Source organism: Pseudomonas sp. NFIX10 (assembly GCF_900111955.1).
In the GTDB taxonomy this organism is placed as follows: Bacteria; Pseudomonadota; Gammaproteobacteria; order Pseudomonadales; family Pseudomonadaceae; genus Aquipseudomonas; species Aquipseudomonas fluorescens_AA.
Genome location: NZ_FOKH01000004.1, coordinates 204,069 through 226,303, shown reverse-complemented (window position 1 = coordinate 226,303; position 22,235 = coordinate 204,069). Strand labels below are relative to the sequence as shown.

Here is a 22,235-nt window from a genome sequence, read left to right as displayed (position 1 = left end):
ATGGCATTGAACAGTGGAGTGCCGCGCGGGTTAAAAAGTTGCAGCGCTCGGCCTTGGCAGGGCAATCCATCGCAAATCGTGGTTAAGACGTTTCCCTGCAAGGTGTAAGATGGCGCCTATTTACGCAACAGGTAATTCCCATGAGCTTCAATCTGGCTGACAAGCCCCTGGCCGAGCGCGCTGCGCTGGAAGACGAAAAATCCCGACTCTTTGAACTGTGGCAAAACAACCTGGGCAAGGCCAAGGGCGATGCCGCCCGCCTGTTCGGCGAGCGCTCCAAACGCAAGGGCAAGTGGGCCGAGTGGGTGCGTGCCGAACTGGACGGCATGTCGCCGCCGGAATACGCCAACATGGTGCGCAGCGAAGTCAATCGACTGATGGCCGCCAACAAGTAAACCTCAGGCAAACGTCGCGCTAATGGCCTCGCGCACCTTGAGCACTGCCGGATCCATTTGCGTGTGGGTCCGCCAGCCCAGTTCGATGGGGTAGCGGGGCAAGGCCAGGGGGCAGGGCAGCAAGGCCAGGCCGCTGAGGTCGGCGATGGCCCAGGCGGCGTGGGCCGGAATCGTCGCTACGGCCTGGCTGCCCTTGAGCAGGAATGGCAGCGCGGCAAAGTGGGTGGTCGAGGCACAGACTCGCCGACTCAGGCCAAGCCCGGCCAATCCTTCGTCGGTGATGCCGATGAAACCCCCCGAAGACACTAGCAGATGCTCGCGGGCCACGAATGCCTCCAGACTGAGGGATTGTTGGCCATGCGTCAGGCTCGCCGGGTCCAACAGGCAGGCGTAATCGCCTTCACCCAATACCTGGCGGCTGAGCAACCGCTGCGCGAAACCACCCGCCGTGATCGCCAGGTCGAGATCGCGCTCCATCAAGGCCCGGCCGACGATCTGGCTGTGGGTCTGACGGAAAATCAAGCGCAGGCCCGGCGCACGTCGGGCCACTTCGTCGATCAGGCGCCGCCCATGGGCAATCTCGAAATCGTCCGACAGGCCGATGATGACCGAGCGGCCGTCATAGTGGCTGGCATCCGGGTCGACCATCGCCAGGCTCTGGCGACATTTGTCCAGGGCTTCGCTGATCACCGGCTTCAGTTGGTTGGCCCGCAGCGTCGGTGCCAGACCGCGGCCTGTGCGCACGAATAATTGATCGTCATACAACCCCCGGAGCCTGCGCAATGCGGCGCTGATGGCCGACTGGGTCACGCCCAGGCGCACGGCGGCGCGGCTGGCGCTGGATTCGTCATGCAGGGCTTCGAAAGTCTTGAGCAGATTGAGGTCGATGTCGGCGATATTCATGAGGCTCATATCATTTAGCAGCATTCGGGGCTTTATTCATGATCGGCCGCTCCTTGAGAATCAGCAACACCTGATGATCAAGGAGTTGAAACCATGCCCAAATCCATTGTGGCTGCCCTGCAGATCGGTTCGTTACCTGGCGGCAAGGGCGAGACCCTGGCGCAGATCCTTTCCTACGAAGACGCCATTCGCCAGGCCGGCGCACGCCTGGTGGTGATGCCTGAAGCGTTGCTCGGTGGCTATCCCAAGGGCGAGGGGTTCGGGACGCAACTGGGTTACCGGCTGCCGGAGGGGCGTGAAGCGTTCGCCCGCTATTTTGCCAACGCCATTGATGTGCCCAGCGTGGAAACCGAAGCGCTGGCCGGATTGTCGGCGCGTACCGGGGCGAGCCTGGTGCTGGGCGTCATCGAGCGTGTCGGCAGCACCCTCTATTGCACCGCGCTGTATTTCGAACCCGATGCGGGCCTGGTGGCCCGGCACCGCAAGTTGATGCCCACCGGTACCGAGCGGCTGATCTGGGGCAAAGGCGACGGTTCGACCTTGCCGGTGATCGACAGCCAGGTTGGCCGGGTCGGCGCGGCGGTGTGCTGGGAAAACATGATGCCGCTGTTGCGCACCGCGATGTACGCCAAGGGGGTGCAGGTCTGGTGTGCGCCCACGGTGGATGAGCGGGAGATGTGGCAAGTGACCATGCGGCATATCGCCCACGAAGGGCGTTGTTTTGTGGTCAGTGCCTGTCAGGTCCAGGCCTCGCCGCAGGCGCTGGGTATCGATGTCGCGCACTGGCCGGCCGAGCGGCCGCTGATTGCCGGTGGCAGCGTGATTGTCGGGCCCATGGGCGATGTGCTCGCCGGGCCGCTGAAAGACACCGCCGGGCTACTGACCGCCGAAATCGATACCGATGACTTGGTGCGGGCGCGCTACGACTATGACGTGGTCGGGCACTACGCCAGGCCGGATGTGTTCGAACTGGTGGTGGACGAGCGCGCCAAGCCTGGCGTGCGCTTCATGGCGTGATTCACCACGTCGCCGCGGAGCCCGGCAGTTCGAGGGTCCCGCGGTCGACGAAGCGCATGGTGCCGAACACGCCGCCGGCGAGTTTGCCCTTGAGCACATAGGGTAGGTGGTCCAGGCTTTGGGTCTGGCTCAGGCCCAGAGTCTGGCGCAGCACGGAAAACGCCGAAATGCTCACCGGGACGCTCAGGATCGCTTCGGAAAAGCGCGGGATCGAGCCGGTCTGGTCACTGACCCCTGTCGCCAGCGTACGGCCATTGACCTCCAGGTCCAGCGCCACGCCGTTGTAGTCGATGGCGGTTTCGTTGGGGTTCTGCACGCGCAGTTTCACGGCGAAGCGCACCTCCAGGCCCTGGTTGAGCAACGGTTCGATGCCGACCACGTTGATGTTCAGCGGGTCACGGTTCGGGAAGAGGGCGCAGGCGCTGAGGCTGAGCAGGATCAGGAATACGGAAAGGCCGAGGATTCTGCGCATGGATTGACTCTCAAAGAATGAAAAAACCGGAAGCGATTGAGCACGATACCCCACAGGTGCCCCACGGCAACCAACGAACCCTGGCTCATAGACAGAGGCTCCTGACAGTTTCTGACACCAGCCTCTGCTAATCTGCGCCATCTTTTCTTTGCGGACAGTCCATCGTGTCGCGTACCACTCGGCTGCTCACTTTGCTGCAAGTCTTGCGGGGCAAGCGTTGCCCGGTCACCGCTGCGACGTTGGCGGGTGAACTGAATGTATCCGAGCGCACCTTGTACCGCGACATTGCTGAACTCACGGCCCTCGGCGCGCCGATCCAGGGCGAGGCGGGCATTGGTTATGTATTGCGCAGCGGCCTGTTCCTGCCGCCACTGATGTTCACCGCCGATGAAATCGAAGCCATCGTGCTGGGCTTGCGCTACGTGGATCAGCGCGCCGACGAGGTGCTGGGCAAGGCGGCCGCCGACGCCCTGGCGAAAGTCGCCGCCGTGCTGGCCCCGGATGTGCGGGACGCGTTGCGCAACCCTACGGTACTGCCTGGCCCGCCGGGTTATGGCTATCCGCAGAACACCGTGGAGCTGAATGTCTATCGCCAGGCCATTCGTGCCCAGGCCAAGCTGCATATCGACTACGCCGACGTGAACAAGACCCCGAGCCAACGCCTGATCTGGCCGCTGGCCCTAGGCTTTTTCAACGAGGCGCGGGTGGTGGTGGCCTGGTGCGAATTGCGCGGCGCCTACCGCACCTTTCGCACCGACCGGATCGCCTCGGCCACCGAGCAGGGCGAGCGGTATCCGGGCCGGCGCAGCGATTTGTTGCGGGACTGGTTTGCGTTGATGAAGTTGGACGAAACCGGGCGTTTCACTCCTGACAAAAACTGACACAACGCTGTTCTAGCATGGTGTCAGATCGATAAAACAAGGAGCCGTACCATGTCCAATCCCGTCTCTTCCCTGGCCCCGGCCATCGCCGGCTACATCGCGGCTGCCAATGCCCGTGACAGTTCGGCGGTGACGCGTTTTTTCACCGAGGATGCCAACGTGTTCGATGAAGGCCAGCACCGCGTTGGCACCCAGGCCATCGCCCAATGGATGGAAGACACCGCTCAGCGATTCCAGCCGCGGGTGGAAGTCCTCAATGTGCAGCAACGCACTGGCAAGGTGCTGGTGCAGAACCTGATTTCCGGAACATTCCCCGGCAGCCCGCTGGAGTTGCGATATACCTTTCGACTCGATGAGCAGGGCAAGATCAGTCGGCTGGACATCTCGATTTAGCAGTCTGCACCCTGTTATGTGAACACTATTGTGGCGAGGGGATTTATCCCCGCTGGACTGCGAAGCAGGCACATACGGTTTGAGGCCTGGCGTCTGCTTCGCAGCCGAGCGGGGATATATCCCCTCGCCACAGTCTGCACGGTTCTTCTGAGCGTTTCGCATGGCATACTCCCCACCTTCGTTTTCCGGACCCGGGCCGTATGACTTTCGACTCCCCCTTGACTGCCTGGCAGCATGCCATCGAACACCACGGCTTCGTCCAGGACGAGGCCCAGGAATTGGCCATCATGGCGCTGGAGCAATGCCACCAGGCGTTGCACGAAGGGCGCAAGTCGATCAAGGGCGTTTATCTCTGGGGCCCGGTGGGGCGTGGCAAGACCTGGCTGATGGACCGCTTTTATGAAAGCCTCAAGGTGCCGGCCCGCCGTCAGCACTTCCATCATTTCATGGCGTGGGTGCACCAGCGTTCGTTCCAGCTCACCGGCACGCCGGATCCTTTGCAGGCCCTGGCCCGGGAGTTGAGCGCAGAAGTGCGGGTGCTGTGTTTCGACGAGCTGTTCGTCAACGACATCGGTGACGCGATCATTCTCGGGCGCTTGTTCCAGGTGATGTTCGAGCTGGGCATGGTGATGGTGAGCACCTCCAACCTGCCACCGGAAGAACTCTATGCCAACGGCCACAACCGTGAGCGTTTCCTGCCGACCATCGCCGCGATCAAGCAGCACATGCAGATCGTGCCGGTGAACGGCTGGCAAGACCATCGCCAGCACCCAGGCCAATTGCAGCAGCGTTACTGGCTGCGCGATCCCGGGCAACCCGATCCGCTGGGTGATGTCTTCAACCTGTTGACCGCCGGGCAGGTGCCCAGCCATGCGCCGATTGACGTGGGCCATCGTCTGCTTGAGCCGGTCCAGGCCAGCGATACGGTGCTCTGGAGCCGTTACTCCGACCTGTGTGAGCAACCGTTCTCGGCGCTGGATTTCATGGCGCTGTGCGACCGCTTCAGCGTCATCCTGCTCAGTGATGTGCCCTGCCTGAGCGCCGAACAGCGCGAGGGGCGCATTGCCCGTGGCACCGAGGACGGCGTCGAGCGGGTCGTGGCCGGTGACCGTGAGTTGCCGCAGTTATCGGTCCACGACGACGGCGTGCGACGGTTCATCGCCCTGGTCGACGAATGCTACGACCGCAAGGTTCCGTTGTACCTTTCGGCTGCGGTGCCGATGGATGAGTTGTACACCGAGGGCTATCTGCAATTCCCGTTTCGCCGTACGCTCAGTCGCCTCCAGGAAATGCAAATGCAACGTTTTGGTCAGCCAGCCTGACCTGTATCCCGCCGACGGCGTCGAGCCGCCGGTACTACCGAAGTGAGATGGAAGGTCATGGAAGAAGCCAAGGACATCCTTGTCCTGCAAGCCAGCTACACCAACCCGATCCACGCCGAAGCGATCTGTCATGTGCTCAACGGCTATGCGCAGGACCCGATGGGCGGAGGACATCCGTTGCCGGCCGAAGTGCTGTTGCATCTGCCCGAGGAGCTGGCCAAGCGTCCTCATGCTTTCAGCGTGCTGGCTTTCGTCAATGGCGAACCGGCGGGGCTGGTCAATTGTTTCGAAGGTTTTTCAACCTTTGCCTGCCGGCCTTTGGTGAATATCCACGACGTGGCGGTGATGCCGGAATTTCGCGGCCTCGGGTTGAGCCAGAAGATGCTGCAGAAGGTCGAGGATATTTCCCGCCAGCGCGGTTGCTGCAAGATTACCCTGGAAGTGCTCCAGGAAAATGCCGTGGCGCGGGGCAGCTACGCCAAGTTCGGCTTTGCCCCCGGCATGTTCGACCCCGTCCACGGCCCTATGCAGTTCTGGATCAAGCCCCTGTAAAAGCGGGCATCCGGTCGGTTTCGGTTATTTCTGCACGATTTCGGCCAGTGGCGCCTTGGGCTGCATCAGGCTGAAGTCGATTAGGGCCTTGCGTGAGGTTTGATACGGGTCGCCGATCAGCAGCGGGCGGGCCTTGAAGTCATCGCTGACCAGGCTCTTGCTGCGGTCCAGCTCGTCAAAACTCAAGCCGGCCAGGTCCGCCCAGGTGTGGATCAGGTGTGAACTGCTGTAGGGCCGTGACAGGTCGCCGGCAAAGTTCCAGTCATGGTTTTCGCGCCACTTGGGCGAAGCCCAGGCCATGAAAGGGATGGTGTACATCGGAGCGGTCGGTTTGCCTTCGTTACGACCCAGCGTGCCGTGCCCCTGCGAATCGAACACGTCTTCGCCGTGGTCCGAGAGGTACAGCAGGAAGCCGTTGGGATCGGTCTTGGCGTAATCCTTGATCAGGCTGGACACGACAAAGTCGTTGTACAGCACGGCGTTATCGTAGCTGTTGTAGGTCGGGACCTGATCATCACGCAGGCCCGCCGGTACGCCCTGGCGGTCAGTGAATTTATTGAACGTCGGTGGATAGCGGTACTGATAGCTCATGTGGGTGCCGAGCAGGTGCACCACAATCAACTTGCGCGGGGCGCTGTCGGCCAGGGCCTTGTTGAACGGCTCGATCACGTCGCCATCGTATTGCGCGGCATTCTGGTTGCGGTTGTTGTTCAGGTACACCTGTTCGTCGGCCTGTTGGGAAAAGGTCGTGAGCATGGTGTTGCGCTTGGTCATGGTCTGCTGGTTGGTGATCCAGAAGGTCTTGTAGCCGGCCTGCTTCATCATGCTGACCAACGATGGCGTACTCAGGTACAGGTCTGGATTCTCCTCGTCGGCGAACGTCAGTACCTGCTGCAGCGCTTCGATGGTGTAGGGGCGCGGGGTGATGACATTGTCGAACACCGAAAGCTGGTCCTTGAGCTTGTCCAGCTCCGGCGTGGTTTCCCGCGGGTAACCGTACAGGCTCATGCGCTGGCGGTTGGTGGATTCGCCGATCACCAGCACCAGGGTAGCCGGCTGTTCCGCCATGGCATCCTTGAGATTGCTCAGGGGCGCAATCTTGCTGGCGCTGTGGAGCATGCCTTGCATGTTTTCCAGCTGTTCACAGTAGCGACGATAGGCCACCAGCATCTGCCACGGCACGGCCGGCTCGATGCGATCTTCGAACTTCTCCAGGCCACCGGCGAAACTGCCGGTGCGCTGGGTCTGCTTGACCAGCGGATAACCGACCACCGCGAGCACGATGACCGCGGCCGCCACCCAGGCTTGTCCCCGGGGCAGGTACACTGGACGCAGGCGGGTCCAGAGCCAATAGCCAACGGCGGTGTGGGCCAGGAACGCCGCCACCATCCACCAGGCAAAATACTGGGTCAGGTACTCGCCGGCTTCAGACACGTTCGATTCGAACATGATGAAAATGACGCTCTGGGAAAATTCCTGCTGGTAAATGAAGAAGTAGCCCAGGCTGGCCATGGAGCAAGCCCACAGCACCACGCCGATCAATGCCGCGAGCAAGCGCGTACGGGCGGGGAAGAGCAGCAGGGGGGCCAGCCACACCGCACTCATCACGAACGCTTGGCGAAAGCCGGTGAAACCGGAGGTGTCGCTCAGCAGGATAAGCAGTTGGGTGATGCCCGAGAAGTACCAGAAGAACAGAAACAGCCAGCCGAGTCCGGCCCAGTCGAAACCTTTCGCAGTCGTTTTGCTGCGTTTGAACAAGCTCATCAATCGCTCCAGCTTTGTATCGACGAAGCTGCCGGCACCGGATGGGTGACCGCAGGCCTGCGCCGAGCAACCCTAAAGGCGGGGAGTATTACGAGCCGGTTGTGAAAACTTTGTGAGTTTTTCGGATACAAAATGCACGTGAGGTGCGAATACACTTGTGGCAAGGGGATTTGTCTCTACAGGCGGGACCTGTGGGAGCATGGCTTGCCCGCGTTATCGTTCATCGCGGGCAAGCCTTGCTCCCACAGATAGAATGCTCGCCGCAAGTGGGCACGGCAGGGCTTACATGGAAGTGACACTGTTTGACCAGCGTCACTTCTTCGACTGTGCCTCTGGAGCGGTTACCGAGCCAAGGACTGGCTCTGGTGGGACAGCTGTGCGTGTTGCAGCTGCATGCGCAACTGCGTCACTTCATCGAGCAGCAGATCGCGTTCTTCCTTGAGTAGGCGCAATTCATCGCGACGAATGGTCACATAAAGGGTTTGGGGAGGACGTGCGGTAACGACAGGGCCCATTGCTCACCTCGCAAATGGCGTACATCAACTATAGAGATGTCGCCATGAATTGGTCGACACCTCTACTATCGGCGCCGATTCTGATTTCTTTTGCTTGTGATTGGAACTTTTTTATTTTTCATGGTCGGCTGTGTCTTGGGGCGGATCTTGAGCGTTATCCCTTGTGGTCGCTCGAATTACCCGGAAACTATGCAGCAATGCTCTGGACTAACCTCCATTAGTCGATAGTGTTAAATCTTTGACACACCTTTATTTGTAGTAGGGAGCATCAGCACATGCAACTCGGGATCATTGGACTGGGCCGCATGGGCGGCAATATTGCGCGGCGCCTGATGCTCAATGGGCACGCCACCGTCGTCTATGACCGCAATGCCGCTTTTGTCGAAAACCTGCGCCAGGAAGGCGCCACGGGCGTCGCGGACCTGCCGGCGCTGGTCGCCGGCCTGGAAAAACCACGGGCAGTCTGGGTCATGCTGCCGGCCGGCGCCCCCACCGAAGACACCATCAACGTCCTCAGCGAACTGCTCGAGCCGGGCGACGTGATCATTGACGGCGGTAACACGTATTACAAGGACGACATCCGTCGCGCCCAGGCCCTGTCGGAAAAAGGCCTGAGCTACATCGATGTCGGCACCTCCGGCGGTGTTTGGGGCCTGGAGCGCGGTTACTGCATGATGATTGGCGGCGAGGCCGAGGTGGTGAAGCGCCTGGACCCGCTGTTCGACAGCCTGGCGCCGGGCATGGGCGATATCCCGCGCACCCGTGACCGCAAATCCGACGATGACCGTGCCGAACATGGCTACATCCACGCGGGCCCGGCCGGTGCGGGGCATTTCGTGAAGATGATCCACAACGGCATCGAATACGGCATGATGCAGGCCTTCGCCGAGGGCTTCGATATCCTCAAGACCAAATCCAGCGAAAGCCTGCCACCGGAGGAACGTTTCGACCTGAACGTGGCCGATATCGCCGAAGTCTGGCGTCGCGGCAGCGTGGTATCGTCCTGGTTGCTGGACTTGACCGCCGACGCGTTGGCCAGCGATCCGAAACTGGACGGCTTTTCCGGTGAAGTCGCCGACAGTGGGGAAGGGCGCTGGACCATCGAGGCCGCCATCGAGCAAGCAGTGCCGGTTCCGGTCCTGTCCAGTTCGCTGTTCGCCCGTTTCCGCTCGCGCCAGCAAAGTACCTACGGCGACAAAATGCTCTCGGCCATGCGCTTCGGCTTTGGCGGCCACGTGGAGACGCCGAAAAAATGACCTCGATCGCCAGCAAATCCAAGGCAGAACCCGCGCCGCCGACCACGTTGTTCCTGTTCGGCGCCCATGGCGATCTGGTCAAGCGCCTGCTCATGCCGGCGCTTTACCACCTCAGTCGCGACGGTCTGCTGGATGATGGGCTGCGCATCGTCGGGGTTGACCACAACGCCATCAGCGATGTGGATTTTGCCAAGAAACTCGAAGACTTCATCCGTAACGAAGCGGCGAGCAAGGGCGGTGATGCCGACCGCGCGCTCGACCCGGCGCTGTGGGCCAAGCTGGCCCAGGGCATCAGCTACGTCCAGGGTGATTTCCTCGATGACGACACCTACCAGGCGCTGGCGGCGAAAATCGCCGCCAGCGGCACCGGCAACGCGGTCTTCTACCTGGCGACCGCGCCGCGCTTTTTCAGTGAAGTGGTCAGCCGCCTCGGTGCGGCCGGGCTGCTTCAGGAGCAGGAGGGGGCTTTCCGGCGGGTGGTGATCGAAAAACCGTTCGGTTCCGACCTGCAAACCGCCGAAGCGCTGAACGCCTGCCTGCTCAAGGTCATGAGCGAGAAACAGATCTATCGCATTGACCATTACCTGGGCAAGGAGACGGTGCAGAACATTCTGGTCAGCCGTTTTTCCAACAGTCTGTTCGAGGCGTTCTGGAACAACCACTACATCGACCACGTACAAATCACCGCCGCCGAAACCGTTGGCGTGGAAACCCGTGGCAGTTTTTATGAACACACCGGCGCCCTGCGGGACATGGTGCCCAACCACCTGTTCCAACTGCTGGCGATGGTGGCCATGGAGCCGCCAGCAGCGTTTGGGGCCGACGCGGTGCGTGGGGAAAAGGCCAAGGTCGTCGGGGCGATCCGGCCCTGGTCGGTGGAACAGGCCCGCGCCAACTCGATCCGCGGCCAGTACACCGCCGGTGAAGTCGCTGGCAAGGCGGTGACCGGTTATCGCCAGGAAGCCAACGTCGCCGCCGACAGCACCACCGAGACGTACGTGGCCCTCAAGGTCATGATCGATAACTGGCGTTGGGTGGGCGTACCGTTCTACTTGCGTACCGGTAAGCGCATGAGCGTGCGCGACACGGAGATCGTCATCTGCTTCAAGCCGGCGCCTTACGCGCAGTTTCGCGACACTGAAGTCGACGAACTGCAACCCACGTACTTGAGAATCCAGATTCAGCCCAATGAAGGCATGTGGTTCGACCTGCTGGCCAAGCGGCCGGGGCCGGCGCTCGACATGGCCAATATCGAATTGGGCTTTGCCTATAAGGACTTCTTCGAAATGCAGCCGTCCACGGGTTACGAAACCCTGATCTACGATTGCCTGACCGGTGACCAGACTCTGTTCCAGCGCGCCGACAACATCGAAAACGGCTGGCGCGCCGTGCAGCCGTTCCTCGATGCCTGGCAGCAGGACGCAACGGTCCAGCCCTACAAGGCCGGCGAAGATGGCCCGGCGGTCGCCGATGACTTGCTGACCCGCGACAATCGCGTCTGGCATGGCCTGGGATGAGCGATCTGGTGAAGGGCCCCATCCGATTTTTACTCAGTGACATGGACGGCACACTGCTGCTGCCTGATCACAGCATCAACCAGCGCACCATCGCCGCGGTTCGCGCATTGCGTGAGGCCGGTGTGCTGTTCAGCCTCGCCACCGGGCGGCCGCCGCGGGCGATGTTGCAGCAGATCGAGGCCCTGGGCGTCGACCTGCCCACGGCGGCGTTCAATGGCGGCACGCTGGTTCATCCCGACGGCAGTTTCCTCGCTGTCCATTACCTGCCGCCCGAGGCTGCACTGACCACCCTGGCGCTGTACGCCGATCAGCCGGGCATCGAAGTCTGGGTATTCGCCGATGGCGACTGGCTGGTGCGCGACGCCCACGGGCCGATGGTGCCGGTGGAGACGCGTGGCCTGGGCTACCCGCCGGTCGAAGTCGAGAGTTTCGAGCCTTACCTGGAGCGGATCGACAAGATTGTCGCCACCAGTGCCAACACCGACTTGCTGGTGGAGCTGGAGGCTCGGCTGCATCCGCTGCTCAAGGGCCAGGCCCAGGTGTCGCGTTCACAACCGATCTACCTGGATGTGACGGCGATGAAGGCGAACAAAGGGGAAGCGCTGTCGACCCTGGCCGCCTTCCTCGACGTGCCGCTGGAGCAGACCGCGGCCATGGGCGACGGCGGCAACGACCCGGCGATGTTTCACCGGGCGGGATTATCGATTGCCATGGGCCAGGCGGAGGAAGCGATCAGGCGCCAGGCGGATGTGGTGACCGCCGCCGTGACCGAAGACGGCGCAGCCCTGGCGATCGAGCGATACATCCTGCCGCGATAGACCGCCCAAATCTCTGTGGGAGCGAGCTTGCTCGCGATAGCGGTCTGTCATTCAACATGAACGCTGGCTGAAACCTCATCGCGAGCAAGCTCGCTCCCACCAGGGTTACAGCCAGTAAGTCACCGCATACCAGCCCAAACCGCCCATCACCACGGTATAGGGCAGGGCCATCCAGACCATCTGGCCATAAGACAGGCGTATCAGCGGTGCGATCGCCGAGGTCAGCAGGAACAGGAAGGCAGCCTGGCCGTTCGGCGTCGCGACGCTCGGCAGGTTGGTGCCGGTGTTGATGGCCACCGCCAGGGTCTCGAACTGTTCGCGGCTCATGTGCCCGGAGATGAAGGCCTGCTTGACCTCGGTGATGTAGATGGTGGCCACGAACACGTTGTCACTGATGGCCGAGAGCAGGCCGTTGGCAATGAACAGCATGCCGGGCTGCTGATCGGCGGGCAGAGCCAGGACCCACTGGATCAGCGGCGTGAACAACTGCTGGTCGTGAATGACCGCCACCACTGCAAAGAACACCACCAGCAACGACGTGAACGGCATGGCGTCCTTGAACGCATTGCCCAGTCGATGCTCGTCGGTGATGCCGGTGAAGGCGGTAATCAACACGATGACCATCAAGCCGATCAGGCCGACTTCGGCAATGTGCAAGGCCAGGCAGACGATCAGGATAAGTGCGGCAAGACCCTGGACGATCAGGGCTGCGCGCTGGCGTGCGGTGCGTTCGCGATTGTCCTGCTCAGCGTAATCGGCCAGCACGGTGCGGACGTTGTCCGGCAGCAGCGCGCCATAACCGAACCAGCGCAGCTTTTCCAGGGCCACGCAGGTCAGCAGCCCGGCCACCAGCACTGGCAGCGACACAGGAGCGACTTTCACGAAGAAATCAGCGAAATGCCAGCCCATCTCATGGCCGATCAGCAGGTTCTGCGGTTCGCCCACCAGGGTGCAGACGCCGCCCAGCGCCGTGCCGACGGCACCATGCATCAGCAGGCTGCGCAGGAATGCCCGGAACTGGTCCAGGTCGCCATGGTGCAGTGACGGCATGTCGTGGTCTTCATCGATGCTGCTGTCCTGGCGTGGATCATTGCCCGATGCCACGCGGTGGTACACCGAATAAAAGCCCACCGCGGCGCTGATGATCACCGCCGTGACGGTCAAGGCATCGAGGAACGCCGACAGAAATGCCGAGAGAAAGCAGAACATCAAGGCCAACAGCGCCTTGGAGCGCACACCCAGGAGCAGGCGCGAGAACAGGAACAGCAGCAGGTCCTTCATGAAGTAGATTCCGGCTACCATGAACATCAGCAGCAGGATGACCGGGAAGTTATGCAGCAATTCATCGTACAGCGCCTTGGGTGTGGTCATGCCCAACAGCAGGGCTTCGACCAGCAGCAGCCCACCGGGCATCAGCGGGTAGCATTTGAGGGCCATGGCGAGGGTGAAGATGAACTCCACGACCAGCATCCAGCCGGCGACCACCGGGCCGAGGGTCCACAGCACCACGGCATTGAGAATCAGGAAGGTGATGATGCACGCCTTGTACCAGCGCGGGGATTGCCCAAGAAAGTTGTGCGCGAAAGCTTGAGCCATCGAACCGGACATTGGCTGCTCCTTTTAATTAGAAGCGCGCAACTTGCCGTAACAAATGGGGAATATCAAGCGTAGGCATGAATACCGTTCGCCTACGACGAACTGACTCAGGCCCAATACCGCGCAACCACCGCTCGATAATGCCCCTGGAGCGAGTAGCCGCCCACCAGAATTCTGCCGTCAGACTGCACCGCAAGGGTGGTGGCGGTGTCCAGGCTGTAGCCGAGTCGAGTACGGACCCAGCCTTTGCCTTCACCGAAATCCGGATCGAGGCTGGCATCCGGCAAATGCCGGGCGAGTACGAAGTCGGCTTCGATACCGCCGATGGTGGCGCCAGCGGTCACCAGCTTGCCATCCGGTTGAAGCCGGGCCGCGGTCCACTGGCTGGCGTTGCGCCCGATCGCCATGAGTTGGCACTGGCCCTGGTTGCAATGACGGTCCGGCGTGCCGTCCAGGCGCACTTTCAGGGACAGGCTGTGCATCGGATCGCGGCTGCTGCCGAAGGCTTGTAGATCGCCGTTCGCGTCCTGAACGATCTGGCTGACCATCACGCTATGACCCTGCGCCAGGATGGACAGGAAGCCCTCTTCGCCGAAGCTGTCATCGAGCTTGCCGCTGCTGTCATAACGGGCGATCAAGCCATGCTGGGGCAAGTCAATGGCGCCGCCGACGACAATATGGCCGTCGGCCTGGAGCATCAGGCAGCCGAGCCAGGTATTTTTCAGCGCGCGTCGGACCATCACGAAACCGCGCCCGTTGAACGAGGTATCCAGGGCCCCGTCCGGCAGGAGCCGGATCAGTACGCCGACATGGTCGGACAATTGGTAGTGATGGTTGGCGAGCAAGAGGATCCGGCCATCGGCCTGTACTTGCATGTCGCAGGCCTCGAGCCCCGGCACGCCGGGCGGCAGCCAGGGATCGCGCAGGCCTTGGGAGAGGTGGCCGCAGAGCCGGATGATGTGTCGGCCAGCGTTGCCGAAGTTCTGGACGGCATGGCCCTGTTGATCAAACAGTGCCAGTGCGGGCAGGGTGTGCTCGTTGTTTTCGTAGTGCAGGCCGGACAGCAGGATATGCCCGTCGGGTAACTCGATCACTTTGCCCGCCGTCGCTTCGAAGCCTTGTTCGAACGCACCGATCACGCAGCCATGGCTGCCGAAACCCGGATCGGTCGAACCGTCATGGTTGAGTCGCGCCAGCCCGAATCGGCTGCCATGGGCGGTCTCGATCCTGGCCGCGACCAGGATGCGGTCGGCACGGTCGAGGGCCAATCCGGTGATCAGGCTCGAAGTGCTGCCTTCGAAATGAACCCAGGCTTTGCCGTTGGCGGCAAAGCCTGGGTCAAGTTTCCCGGCGTGGGCCATGGCCGGGGGGAGTTCAACCGCGAACTGATCGAGCATGCCTGCCTCTCCTTGCGTGTCGACCGGCCCGAACGGGCGATGACTGCATGAGGGCAACATTCAATCCCTGAATGTGATAATGCACAACTGTCAGGTACTACAGTTACAGGGGCGATGCGTGCCATAACAATGGCTTTACAACCCAATGCCAAGCCTGCAATCGATAACAGGCTCCAGCGGCGTTTTATTCAGGCATCGACCAGGACTGCAAGGTATAGCCTTCCTGGCTCAGCTCGGCACGGGCCTGTTTCAATAGATCGGCCAGTTGGACCGGGTCGGTATAGGCGCTGCTTGGGATCTGAGTGCGGCCAATATGGGTATTGGTGCGGTCGATGACGGTCAGGCTAAGTTCGCCGTTACCGTCTTGTGGAGCCCAGGCCACGCATTGGAAAGGACGGAATGCGCGGTCGGCAATCAAAAGAGCTTCGTTGATACGGAGCGGGGCGTTCATGGCATTTTCTCTTAAGTGTGCCCAAACAAATGATGTGCCGTCGGTTGGGCGTACCGTGCGGCTGGTTACTTGTACTGATGTCCCGAACCCGTAGGCGGGTCACACATTATTTAAATAAATTTCGATTTTCTTTCAGACCAGGCTGTTGGTCTTTTGTTTGAAAGCACCCTGAAAGAAAAGCCCCCGCGATAACTAACGAAACGCTCGCTTATAACCACTTTGACGTGTTCTCGATAATCAATTGATACAAGGGCGCGTCAAGTTCTTGCTACTGTTACATGCAGGTTTGCCAAACGACTGTTTCTAATCATATTTCTTTATTTTGGCGCCAAGGATCAGTCATGATCGAAGCCAGTACGTCACGTCGTCTGCTCGTGGTTGATCCCTGCGACGATTGCCATCGCCTGTTGCCAGGTCTGCGCAGCATTGGTTGGGACGTGGACAGTTGCGCCCTTGAACATGCCGGCGATCGGACCTGTGACGTCGGCCTGTTGCGCTTGCAGCCTTTTCACCTGGAGCGTCCGGAAGCGGTCAAGGAATTGATCAGCCGTAGCGGCACCGAATGGATCGCCGTGCTCAGCCAGGAAGTATTGCGCCTGCAAAACGTCGGTGATTTTGTCTGCGAATGGTTTTTTGACTTTCATACCTTGCCGTTCGACGTGTCCAGGGTCCAGGTGACACTGGGCCGGGCGTTTGGCATGGCGCGCTTGCGGGGGCAGGGCTCGATTCACATCGATCAGCCCGAACATGAACTGCTGGGCGACAGCAAGCCGATCCGCGAACTGCGCAAGTTATTGAGCAAGTTGGCGCCTGCCGAGTCGCCGGTGTTGATTCGTGGCGAGAGCGGCACCGGCAAGGAACTGGTGGCGCGCACCCTGCATTGTCAGTCCCACCGGCGCAACAAGCCGTTCATCGCCATCAACTGCGGCGCCATTCCGGAACACCTGATCCAATCCGAACTGTTCGGGCATGAAAAGGGCGCGTTTACCGGCGCTCACCAACGCAAGATCGGACGGATCGAGGCGGCCCACGGGGGCACGCTGTTTCTCGATGAAATTGGCGACTTGCCGTTGGAGCTGCAGGCCAACCTGCTGCGTTTCCTGCAGGAAAAACACATTGAACGGGTCGGTGGTAGCCAGCCGATTGCGGTCGATGTGCGGATCTTGGCGGCCACCCATGTGGACCTCGAGGCGGCCATCGAGCAAAAGCGTTTTCGCGAGGATCTCTACTATCGCCTGAACGTGCTGCAAGTGGCGATGGCGCCCTTGCGCGAACGCCATGGCGACCTGGCGATGCTCGCCAGTCACTTTTCCCATTTCTACAGCCAGGAAACCGGCCGTCGCCCCCGCAGCTTCAGCGAGGACGCATTGGTGGCGATGGGCATGCACGACTGGCCCGGGAATGTGCGGGAGTTGGCCAACCGCGTCCGTCGCGGGTTGGTCCTGGCCGAAGGGCGGCAAATCGAAGCCCGGGACCTCGGGCTGGCCAGCCACCAGGGCGTCGCGGCGCCGATGGGCACACTGGAGGATTACAAGACCCGCGCCGAGCGCCAGGCCCTGAGCGATGTGCTCAACCGTCACAGCGACAACCTGAGTGTGGCCGCCCGGGTACTGGGCGTCTCCCGACCGACGTTCTATCGTTTGCTGCACAAGCATCAGATTCGCTAGAACAGCCTACATAGAGCCCATTGTGGGAGCGGGCTTGCTCGCGAAGGCGGTGTGTCAGGTTGATTCATGTCACTGACACACCGCCTTCGCGAGCAAGCCCGCTCCCACAGTAGTTTTGCAATGCCCTTGGGACAGGTGTCCATCACATATCCCTGAGGGCATCAGAAGTAATACGGGAATTTCAGGCTGAAGGTGAAATCCGGCGCATCGTCGGTCAGCCCGATGGACAGGTTGGGCACGATGGTCAGGTTGTCGGACGCGGCGACGGTCATGCCGATATTGAAGTAGCCGGCGTTGGCGTCGCTGGAGGTCACCGACTCCCAGTCGCCGCCGTCCTGTTTGAGCTTGCTTTTCTTTTGGATCAGGTCAGAGACCGAGAACGACATGCTCATCTTCTCGTTCAAGGCGAAGGCAATGCCCGCACCGAGCTGGAAGCTGTCGCCGATCCGCACTTTGCCCGGCACCTTCTGGTTGACGGTGGAGCTGATGTCGTCGAACGACTCTTCGAAGTTGTGGGTGTAGGACAGGGTGCCGAACAAGACCGCCGGGTCGAAGGTCTTGACCAGCGAGAGTCCGGGCGTGATCGACCACACGCCGTTGCCGGTGGGCAGGTCGTCAGGTACGAACAGGTTGGTGTTGGCCTGGGATTGGCGCAGTTTGATGCCAAACGGGTCCTTGCCGGTGGGCGCCTTGACCCGCAGGGTGACCACCGCGTCCGGAGAGTTGATCGATTCATCCATGAACTTGTAGGCGATGCCGAAGTTGACGTCGCCGATGGTCGGGTCGCGGGTTACGGTTTCTTCGCTGGTGACCCCGGCCGCGCCGTTGTTCGCGCCGCCTGACTGATACGTGGATTCGCGGTAGACCACTGGCACGTTAAGGTCGAACTGCCAGCGATTATCGAAGTTATAGCGGCCGGTGAGGTCCAGCGTCCAGGTGTCGGCCTTGATCCGGTCGAGGTTGATGTTGCCCAGGAAAATCGAATCCAGGGCCAGGAAGCCATTGAGGATCAGTTGCCGCGTGTCGTAGCGCGAATAGGTCACGCCGGTCTCGAAACTGAACTTGCCGCCGCCGAAGAAGCCGCTGGCCTCGTCATAGAGATTGGAGACACTCTGGGCCGGCTGGGAATCATCGGCCAGGGATTGCCCATAGCCACTGCCGCCGGCTGTTGTCGCGCCACCGGCCACGGTCTGGTTGCCTTTCATGTCGGCCGGGGATTTGGCCAGGCGCTTGGGCTGCGGCGTGGTGGGTTGGTCCTCTACTTGGCGGACCCGCTGTTCGAGCACCGCCAGGGCCTTCTGCTGGACCTCGTATCGTTGCTTGAGCTCAAGAAGTTCCTGTTTCAGGGCCTCGATGTCGGCGTCCGGGGCCGCCTGCAACATGGCCGCCGGGAACAACGTGCTTAAACACATCACAGCGCGCAACGATACGGATCGATACATGAAATATGCCGTCCCTATTTGCCCAGTGGTCGGAAAACAGCGTAGTTCAGTAACCGAGGTTACGGAGGCCGCGCAGTTGGGTCAGGTTGCAGTCCAGTGCCCCGGCACTGGGGCCGTTATTGTTCAGCACCACGTTGAGCTGGGTCATGTTGTTGACCAGGTTGCTATTGCCCAGCAGGCGAGTGTTTTGCAGCAAGCCGCCCTGGGCCACCTGTTGCAGGGTGCCGCCCTGGTTGTGGCTGGCCTGGATCGCCATTTGCACGCCGTTGCCGGTGGCGGTGACCGCGACGCTGCCGGCGGCGTTGCTGCCGCTGATGGTCTGGCCCTTGGTCAGCAGTTGCCCCTGGGAAGGCACGAGCGCCGGTGCCTGGTTGCTCTCTTTCACATTGATGTTGACGTTGTTGTAGGCCGTGTTGCCGTCGCCGGCGGCACGTACGCTCTGGGTCACGCCCTGGCCCGTGCCAAGGCCGGCGCCGCCGGTAATGTTGCCGCTGCCCTGTTCCGGGACGCTGCCATTGCCGGTCTGCTTGATGGTGGAGACATAGAACTCGGGTTTGACGGTGGCGGCCTGGATCTGCATGGTGCTGGTGGCACCGATCAAGTCGCCGCTGGCGTTGCGCCAGGTACTGCTCATGACGATGCCGAAACTGATGACTCGGCCGGGCATGACATAACGACCGCGTAGCTCGGCAAGCTCCTGGTCCTTGACTTCGATGGGTTTGAAGCCGGCATGGGCATAGCCCGAGGCGGTCGCGAGCAGGCAGGCCAGCGACAGCCAGTGTGACGTTTTCATGTGCTGCTCCCGGAGCGTCCTGCTCCTTTTTTGTACTTATTGTTGGCAGTGGTCGGCGATTAGAAAAAGTCGCTCTGTATGAAGCCGAAATCCATCAGTTCCGCATCCCTGACCGGGTTGAAACCGTCCAGCTTGTTACGGGCTGTCAGGGGTTGAGGAGGGCTGCGCAGTGCATTGGCCTTGTCGTAGCCCGGGCCGACGATCGCAAAGACGATGCCGTTCCAGCCTTTGACGAACTCATCGTGGGCGTAGCGCTTGTGCCCCAGCACCGGGTCGCCGATGTAGACCCATTGCTTATCGGCCCGCTGCAACACCACGAAGTGCTTGTAGCCGCGTATTTCCATCAGGACGACCACCGGAATCGTCACCGCTTCGAGTTTCTCTGGCGGTATGCGGTAGCCTCGGGCACGCATGCCGATGGTCTCCACGTAGCGCTTCATGTCCAGCATGGAAAACCCCTGGGTGCGAACCAGGTTCTGGTCGGCATTGACCAGCATGCCTTTGATGACGTGTTCTTCATCGACGTCAAGCCAATAGGCCTGGCGCAGCACCGTGGCCAGCGCGGCGGCGCCGCAACTGAAATCGGTTTTCTGCTCGACGATGTCGCTGAATTTACGTTCGCGTACGCTTTGCACCGGTTTGTAGACCAGCATGCCGCCAGGCAGGGCGGCGACTGGCATCTGCGCCGCTTCGGCCATACAAGCCAGGCAGAGCAGCAGGGAAACGGCAGAGACACGCATGATCAATACGCCTAGTGGACGTCCAGGAAAAAGCCCCTGTGGGGGCTAGCTGTGGGAGCAAAGCTTGCTTGCGATAGCGGTTTTAAAGCCAGCAGAGGGGCCGTACGTGACGACCTCGATCGTGAGCAAGCTGTGCTCCCACAGAACTACTACCCCCACAGTGGTACTTTTTTACATGCAAGCCTTGCAGCCGGCCGCGATGGACAGCGAGTTGCTTTGCTGGTTGCCCACGCCTGCCGACACGTTGGCGCCGCCGTTACCGGAGAAGCCGTTCATGGAGTTGGTCATGGTGGCGTTGTTGATCACAGGGTTTTTCCAACCGTCGCGGGTCAGCACCTGCTGGGTGTTGCTGCCGGCCAGTTCGAAAGTCCCCACGGCGGAGAACTTGAACTTGTCGTCATCGTGACCGCCGCCGTAGCCGCCTCTGTTGTCCCAGCCGCCATGATCGTTGTCTTCGGCGGTACCGGTACCTTTGGCCTTGAATGTGCCTGAGGCGCTGTAGGTGCTGGTGAGCGTGTCGGTCTTGTAGGTCCGCACGCCTTTGTTGTCGACCACAAGGCCGGTGGAGGACTGGTCGGCCGAGGCCGAGGCCTGTGCGACACGGCCCCCGGATACGGCGATGGCCAGGTTGTTTTTCTGCTGGTTGAAATTCCCGGCGGTCACGTTGATACCGATGTTGCCGGAGCCGTTGTTGCCCGCATTGGTGAGCGAGGCGTTGTTTTGCGTGGAGTTGTTCTTGACGTAGTTGTTGTTATTGACCTGGGTGGCGCTGGAGGCGGCGACCGCCGAGCCGAAGATGAAGCTTTCGTCGGCGGTGGCCAGGGCGGCGGCGTTGTCCTGCTGGTTGCCGTCGCCGCCGGCAATGTTGGCGCCCATGTTGCCGTTGCTGCCATTGAGCGAGTCTTTGGCTTCGGCGGTGTTTTTGGTGGCCTGGTTGGTCACCACGTTGCCGTCGCTGTTCTGCTCATCCAGCACCGCGGCCCCAGCCCCGGCATTGATGGAGAGCAACTGGTCCAGCGTCGGCCCTTGCTGATGCCCGTGACCATTGCCATGGCCATTATGGTTATCGTTTCCTCCAGCCTGTGCGGCCATTGCCATGACAGCGGCGAGAGCGAAAACCAATGGTTTGAGTGCCATTGTAGGTTTCATGGTGTTTCTCCTTGCGTGTCGTTGGTTAAGTGTCGGTACTTTCTTATGTAGCCCCCGGGTCAATCAGCGACCCGGATGCTCAGGGTGTTAGCCATGCGGTTCCCCACCCCGGCGCTCTGGTTCACCTGGATTACCCCTCGGCTGCCGGTGAAGGCCTGGTCGCTGGTAACGACCTGGCGACTGCCGGTTGGGGCGCCAGTTGCTCCTGAGTTCGGTAACAACGCCACGTTCTGTTGGGACAGGGCGCTGTCGTCCATGCTCTGCGGATGAGCACTGATGCCCACTCGCATGACATTGGCCATCTGGTTGTTGGCCCCGGCGGACTGGTTGACACCCAGCACGCCGTTGCCGTTGCTGAAGGAGTGGCCACCGATGCGGGCGGTGGCGTTCATGGAAGGGGCGGCCTGGGTGTCGACACGTTGCTGCACGTGGGTGCTTGCCTGGGCGTGGCTGCCAATGGCGATGGCCCGGGTGTTGGTTTGCTGGATCTGGTCGCCGGCCGCCTGGTTGACGTTGAAGTTGCCGGTGTAATGGCTGCCGGAGTCCTGCAGGTTGGCGTTGCTGACCACCGCGGCACCCGAATCGGCGAATACGGTGAAAGAGCTGAGCAGGGAAAGCACGATCAGGGCGAGTAGGAACAGCACGGGCTTCATGTCACTGCCCTCCCGCCAGCCGACCCAGCGGGGCCAGGCCGGAACTCAACGAGCGGTTGATGGTGCCCGAGATCGCGCCACCACTGCCGCCACCGTGACCGGCATTCATGCCCGGCATGCCGTTGGGGTTGGTGACCACGTTCAAACCCTGCACACCGGTATTGGGGGTGACAATGTTGCGGATCGACGAGCCGCTGGCCACGCTGGCGAACTCGCCATCGCTCAGCTCGGTGCTGGCGGTGGCTTGGTTGATTCGTGCGGAGGGGTTGGCATTGACGGTGGTCGGGTAGGGATCTTTGCCGCCGTTGCGACCGATTGCGATGGGTTGTACGTCACGGCTGAGCACGATGACGCCGTTGCCCTCGGCCTGTACTGGCAGGCTGAGCGTCGCGCTGGCGGCGCAGCCGATCACTAGCAGACAGGTCAAACTTCTTTCGAAAGTCCCCACGGCATCGATTCCTTCTTCGGTGGGCTGGCCCTGGTCCAGCGTTGCGAAGTGGGGAAGAGCAGGTGTTGTGCCGTGTTTTGAAATGCCCGCCAAT

23 protein-coding genes are annotated in these 22,235 nt (G+C 61.2%); 10 read left to right on the top strand and 13 right to left on the bottom strand.

Features of this window, described 5'->3' with window-relative positions:
* Window positions 1–140 precede the first annotated feature (140 nt).
* Window positions 141–395 carry a hypothetical protein gene (locus BM321_RS05795; protein ID WP_003181187.1) on the top strand — a complete coding sequence of 85 codons (255 nt, stop codon included), beginning with the start codon at window positions 141–143 and terminating at the stop codon, window positions 393–395.
* A 3-nt stretch (window positions 396–398) separates the two neighbouring features.
* On the opposite strand, the gene BM321_RS05790 is transcribed toward BM321_RS05795, so the two are convergent.
* Window positions 399–1,307 (bottom strand): LysR family transcriptional regulator, encoded by a 909-nt coding sequence (locus BM321_RS05790; protein ID WP_092441886.1) that lies wholly within the window; start codon window positions 1,305–1,307, stop codon window positions 399–401.
* An 84-nt stretch (window positions 1,308–1,391) separates the two neighbouring features.
* Between BM321_RS05790 and BM321_RS05785 the strand changes: the two genes are divergently transcribed.
* Complete coding sequence (locus tag BM321_RS05785) at window positions 1,392–2,315, top strand: carbon-nitrogen hydrolase family protein (protein ID WP_092441849.1); 924 nt, start codon at window positions 1,392–1,394, stop codon at window positions 2,313–2,315.
* 1 nt (window position 2,316) lies between these two features.
* Here BM321_RS05785 and BM321_RS05780 read toward each other — a convergent pair whose 3' ends face one another.
* On the bottom strand, window positions 2,317–2,787 hold the full coding sequence (locus BM321_RS05780; RefSeq protein WP_092441848.1) for an LEA/WHy family protein: 471 nt from the start codon (window positions 2,785–2,787) through the stop codon (window positions 2,317–2,319).
* A gap of 164 nt (window positions 2,788–2,951) precedes the next feature.
* On the opposite strand from BM321_RS05780, the gene BM321_RS05775 reads away from it, so the two are divergent.
* From BM321_RS05775 to BM321_RS05760, 4 genes are all read left to right on the top strand, one after another.
* Window positions 2,952–3,668 (top strand): helix-turn-helix transcriptional regulator, encoded by a 717-nt coding sequence (locus BM321_RS05775; RefSeq protein WP_060742566.1) that lies wholly within the window; start codon window positions 2,952–2,954, stop codon window positions 3,666–3,668.
* Between the two features lie 51 nt (window positions 3,669–3,719).
* Window positions 3,720–4,061 carry a nuclear transport factor 2 family protein gene (locus BM321_RS05770; RefSeq protein ID WP_092441847.1) on the top strand — a complete coding sequence of 114 codons (342 nt, stop codon included), beginning with the start codon at window positions 3,720–3,722 and terminating at the stop codon, window positions 4,059–4,061.
* 200 nt (window positions 4,062–4,261) lie between these two features.
* Complete coding sequence (zapE, locus tag BM321_RS05765; RefSeq protein ID WP_092441846.1) at window positions 4,262–5,383, top strand: cell division protein ZapE; 1,122 nt, start codon at window positions 4,262–4,264, stop codon at window positions 5,381–5,383.
* A gap of 57 nt (window positions 5,384–5,440) precedes the next feature.
* Window positions 5,441–5,935, top strand: a complete 495-nt coding sequence (locus BM321_RS05760; protein WP_092441845.1) for a GNAT family N-acetyltransferase — start codon at window positions 5,441–5,443, stop codon at window positions 5,933–5,935.
* Window positions 5,936–5,959: 24 nt separating this feature from the next.
* Here the strand turns inward: BM321_RS05760 and BM321_RS05755 are convergent, their stop codons facing one another.
* Window positions 5,960–7,699, bottom strand: a complete 1,740-nt coding sequence (locus BM321_RS05755) for a phosphoethanolamine transferase CptA (protein WP_092441844.1) — start codon at window positions 7,697–7,699, stop codon at window positions 5,960–5,962.
* A gap of 341 nt (window positions 7,700–8,040) precedes the next feature.
* Window positions 8,041–8,214, bottom strand: a complete 174-nt coding sequence (locus tag BM321_RS30445; protein ID WP_013693491.1) for a DUF6026 family protein — start codon at window positions 8,212–8,214, stop codon at window positions 8,041–8,043.
* A gap of 251 nt (window positions 8,215–8,465) precedes the next feature.
* Here BM321_RS30445 and gnd point away from each other — a divergent pair, with 251 nt between their 5' ends.
* Genes gnd through BM321_RS05740 form a run of 3 tightly spaced genes read left to right on the top strand, consistent with a single transcriptional unit; the run spans window position 8,466 to window position 11,805 of the window.
* Window positions 8,466–9,470 (top strand): phosphogluconate dehydrogenase (NAD(+)-dependent, decarboxylating), encoded by a 1,005-nt coding sequence (gnd, locus tag BM321_RS05750; RefSeq protein ID WP_256573378.1) that lies wholly within the window; start codon window positions 8,466–8,468, stop codon window positions 9,468–9,470.
* A complete protein-coding gene (zwf, locus tag BM321_RS05745) occupies window positions 9,467–10,987 on the top strand; it encodes a glucose-6-phosphate dehydrogenase (protein ID WP_092441842.1) in 1,521 nt (506 codons plus the stop codon). Before gnd ends, zwf begins: the two co-directional genes overlap by 4 nt.
* Window positions 10,984–11,805 carry an HAD family hydrolase gene (locus tag BM321_RS05740; RefSeq protein ID WP_092441841.1) on the top strand — a complete coding sequence of 274 codons (822 nt, stop codon included), beginning with the start codon at window positions 10,984–10,986 and terminating at the stop codon, window positions 11,803–11,805. The genes zwf and BM321_RS05740 overlap by 4 nt, the downstream gene beginning before the upstream one ends.
* Before the next feature lie 105 nt (window positions 11,806–11,910).
* Here the strand turns inward: BM321_RS05740 and nhaB are convergent, their stop codons facing one another.
* The 3 genes from nhaB to BM321_RS05725 all read right to left on the bottom strand — a co-directional run bounded on the left by nhaB (window position 11,911) and on the right by BM321_RS05725 (window position 15,249).
* Complete coding sequence (gene nhaB / locus BM321_RS05735) at window positions 11,911–13,413, bottom strand: sodium/proton antiporter NhaB (protein ID WP_092441840.1); 1,503 nt, start codon at window positions 13,411–13,413, stop codon at window positions 11,911–11,913.
* 95 nt (window positions 13,414–13,508) lie between these two features.
* The gene (locus tag BM321_RS05730; RefSeq protein WP_092441839.1) at window positions 13,509–14,798 is read right to left on the bottom strand and encodes a hypothetical protein; all 1,290 of its coding nucleotides are present in this window, start codon (window positions 14,796–14,798) and stop codon (window positions 13,509–13,511) included.
* Window positions 14,799–14,982: 184 nt separating this feature from the next.
* On the bottom strand, window positions 14,983–15,249 hold the full coding sequence (locus tag BM321_RS05725; protein WP_013693488.1) for a hypothetical protein: 267 nt from the start codon (window positions 15,247–15,249) through the stop codon (window positions 14,983–14,985).
* A gap of 341 nt (window positions 15,250–15,590) precedes the next feature.
* Between BM321_RS05725 and BM321_RS05720 the strand changes: the two genes are divergently transcribed.
* Window positions 15,591–16,916, top strand: a complete 1,326-nt coding sequence (locus BM321_RS05720; protein ID WP_092441838.1) for a sigma-54 dependent transcriptional regulator — start codon at window positions 15,591–15,593, stop codon at window positions 16,914–16,916.
* A 161-nt stretch (window positions 16,917–17,077) separates the two neighbouring features.
* On the opposite strand, the gene BM321_RS05715 is transcribed toward BM321_RS05720, so the two are convergent.
* The 6 genes from BM321_RS05715 to BM321_RS05690 form a co-directional block, all read right to left on the bottom strand.
* Window positions 17,078–18,358 (bottom strand): transporter, encoded by a 1,281-nt coding sequence (locus BM321_RS05715; protein ID WP_092441837.1) that lies wholly within the window; start codon window positions 18,356–18,358, stop codon window positions 17,078–17,080.
* 46 nt (window positions 18,359–18,404) lie between these two features.
* On the bottom strand, window positions 18,405–19,151 hold the full coding sequence (locus BM321_RS05710) for a hypothetical protein (protein ID WP_092441836.1): 747 nt from the start codon (window positions 19,149–19,151) through the stop codon (window positions 18,405–18,407).
* Between the two features lie 59 nt (window positions 19,152–19,210).
* On the bottom strand, window positions 19,211–19,891 hold the full coding sequence (locus BM321_RS05705; protein ID WP_092441835.1) for a C39 family peptidase: 681 nt from the start codon (window positions 19,889–19,891) through the stop codon (window positions 19,211–19,213).
* A gap of 171 nt (window positions 19,892–20,062) precedes the next feature.
* Window positions 20,063–21,040: a heme utilization protein gene (locus tag BM321_RS05700; protein ID WP_092441834.1), complete on the bottom strand. Its 978-nt coding sequence runs from the start codon at window positions 21,038–21,040 to the stop codon at window positions 20,063–20,065.
* A gap of 59 nt (window positions 21,041–21,099) precedes the next feature.
* Complete coding sequence (locus tag BM321_RS05695; RefSeq protein ID WP_092441833.1) at window positions 21,100–21,693, bottom strand: adhesin; 594 nt, start codon at window positions 21,691–21,693, stop codon at window positions 21,100–21,102.
* A 1-nt stretch (window position 21,694) separates the two neighbouring features.
* Entirely contained in the window at window positions 21,695–22,141 is a 447-nt protein-coding gene (locus BM321_RS05690; protein WP_092326363.1) for a hypothetical protein, read from the bottom strand.
* Window positions 22,142–22,235 lie beyond the last annotated feature (94 nt).

Coding starts and splice junctions, on each gene's coding strand:
- BM321_RS05715 (WP_092441837.1), bottom strand. CDS start 18,358: ATGTATCGATCCGTATCGTTGCGCGCTGTGATGTGTTTAAGCACGTTG.
- BM321_RS05720 (WP_092441838.1), top strand. CDS start 15,591: ATGATCGAAGCCAGTACGTCACGTCGTCTGCTCGTGGTTGATCCCTGC.
- BM321_RS05725 (WP_013693488.1), bottom strand. CDS start 15,249: ATGAACGCCCCGCTCCGTATCAACGAAGCTCTTTTGATTGCCGACCGC.
- BM321_RS05740 (WP_092441841.1), top strand. CDS start 10,984: ATGAGCGATCTGGTGAAGGGCCCCATCCGATTTTTACTCAGTGACATG.
- nhaB (WP_092441840.1), bottom strand. CDS start 13,413: ATGTCCGGTTCGATGGCTCAAGCTTTCGCGCACAACTTTCTTGGGCAA.
- BM321_RS30445 (WP_013693491.1), bottom strand. CDS start 8,214: ATGGGCCCTGTCGTTACCGCACGTCCTCCCCAAACCCTTTATGTGACC.
- BM321_RS05770 (WP_092441847.1), top strand. CDS start 3,720: ATGTCCAATCCCGTCTCTTCCCTGGCCCCGGCCATCGCCGGCTACATC.
- zwf (WP_092441842.1), top strand. CDS start 9,467: ATGACCTCGATCGCCAGCAAATCCAAGGCAGAACCCGCGCCGCCGACC.
- BM321_RS05710 (WP_092441836.1), bottom strand. CDS start 19,151: ATGAAAACGTCACACTGGCTGTCGCTGGCCTGCCTGCTCGCGACCGCC.
- BM321_RS05700 (WP_092441834.1), bottom strand. CDS start 21,040: ATGAAACCTACAATGGCACTCAAACCATTGGTTTTCGCTCTCGCCGCT.
- zapE (WP_092441846.1), top strand. CDS start 4,262: ATGACTTTCGACTCCCCCTTGACTGCCTGGCAGCATGCCATCGAACAC.
- BM321_RS05785 (WP_092441849.1), top strand. CDS start 1,392: ATGCCCAAATCCATTGTGGCTGCCCTGCAGATCGGTTCGTTACCTGGC.
- BM321_RS05705 (WP_092441835.1), bottom strand. CDS start 19,891: ATGCGTGTCTCTGCCGTTTCCCTGCTGCTCTGCCTGGCTTGTATGGCC.
- BM321_RS05755 (WP_092441844.1), bottom strand. CDS start 7,699: ATGAGCTTGTTCAAACGCAGCAAAACGACTGCGAAAGGTTTCGACTGG.
- BM321_RS05795 (WP_003181187.1), top strand. CDS start 141: ATGAGCTTCAATCTGGCTGACAAGCCCCTGGCCGAGCGCGCTGCGCTG.
- BM321_RS05695 (WP_092441833.1), bottom strand. CDS start 21,693: ATGAAGCCCGTGCTGTTCCTACTCGCCCTGATCGTGCTTTCCCTGCTC.
- BM321_RS05790 (WP_092441886.1), bottom strand. CDS start 1,307: ATGAGCCTCATGAATATCGCCGACATCGACCTCAATCTGCTCAAGACT.
- BM321_RS05730 (WP_092441839.1), bottom strand. CDS start 14,798: ATGCTCGATCAGTTCGCGGTTGAACTCCCCCCGGCCATGGCCCACGCC.
- BM321_RS05760 (WP_092441845.1), top strand. CDS start 5,441: ATGGAAGAAGCCAAGGACATCCTTGTCCTGCAAGCCAGCTACACCAAC.
- BM321_RS05780 (WP_092441848.1), bottom strand. CDS start 2,787: ATGCGCAGAATCCTCGGCCTTTCCGTATTCCTGATCCTGCTCAGCCTC.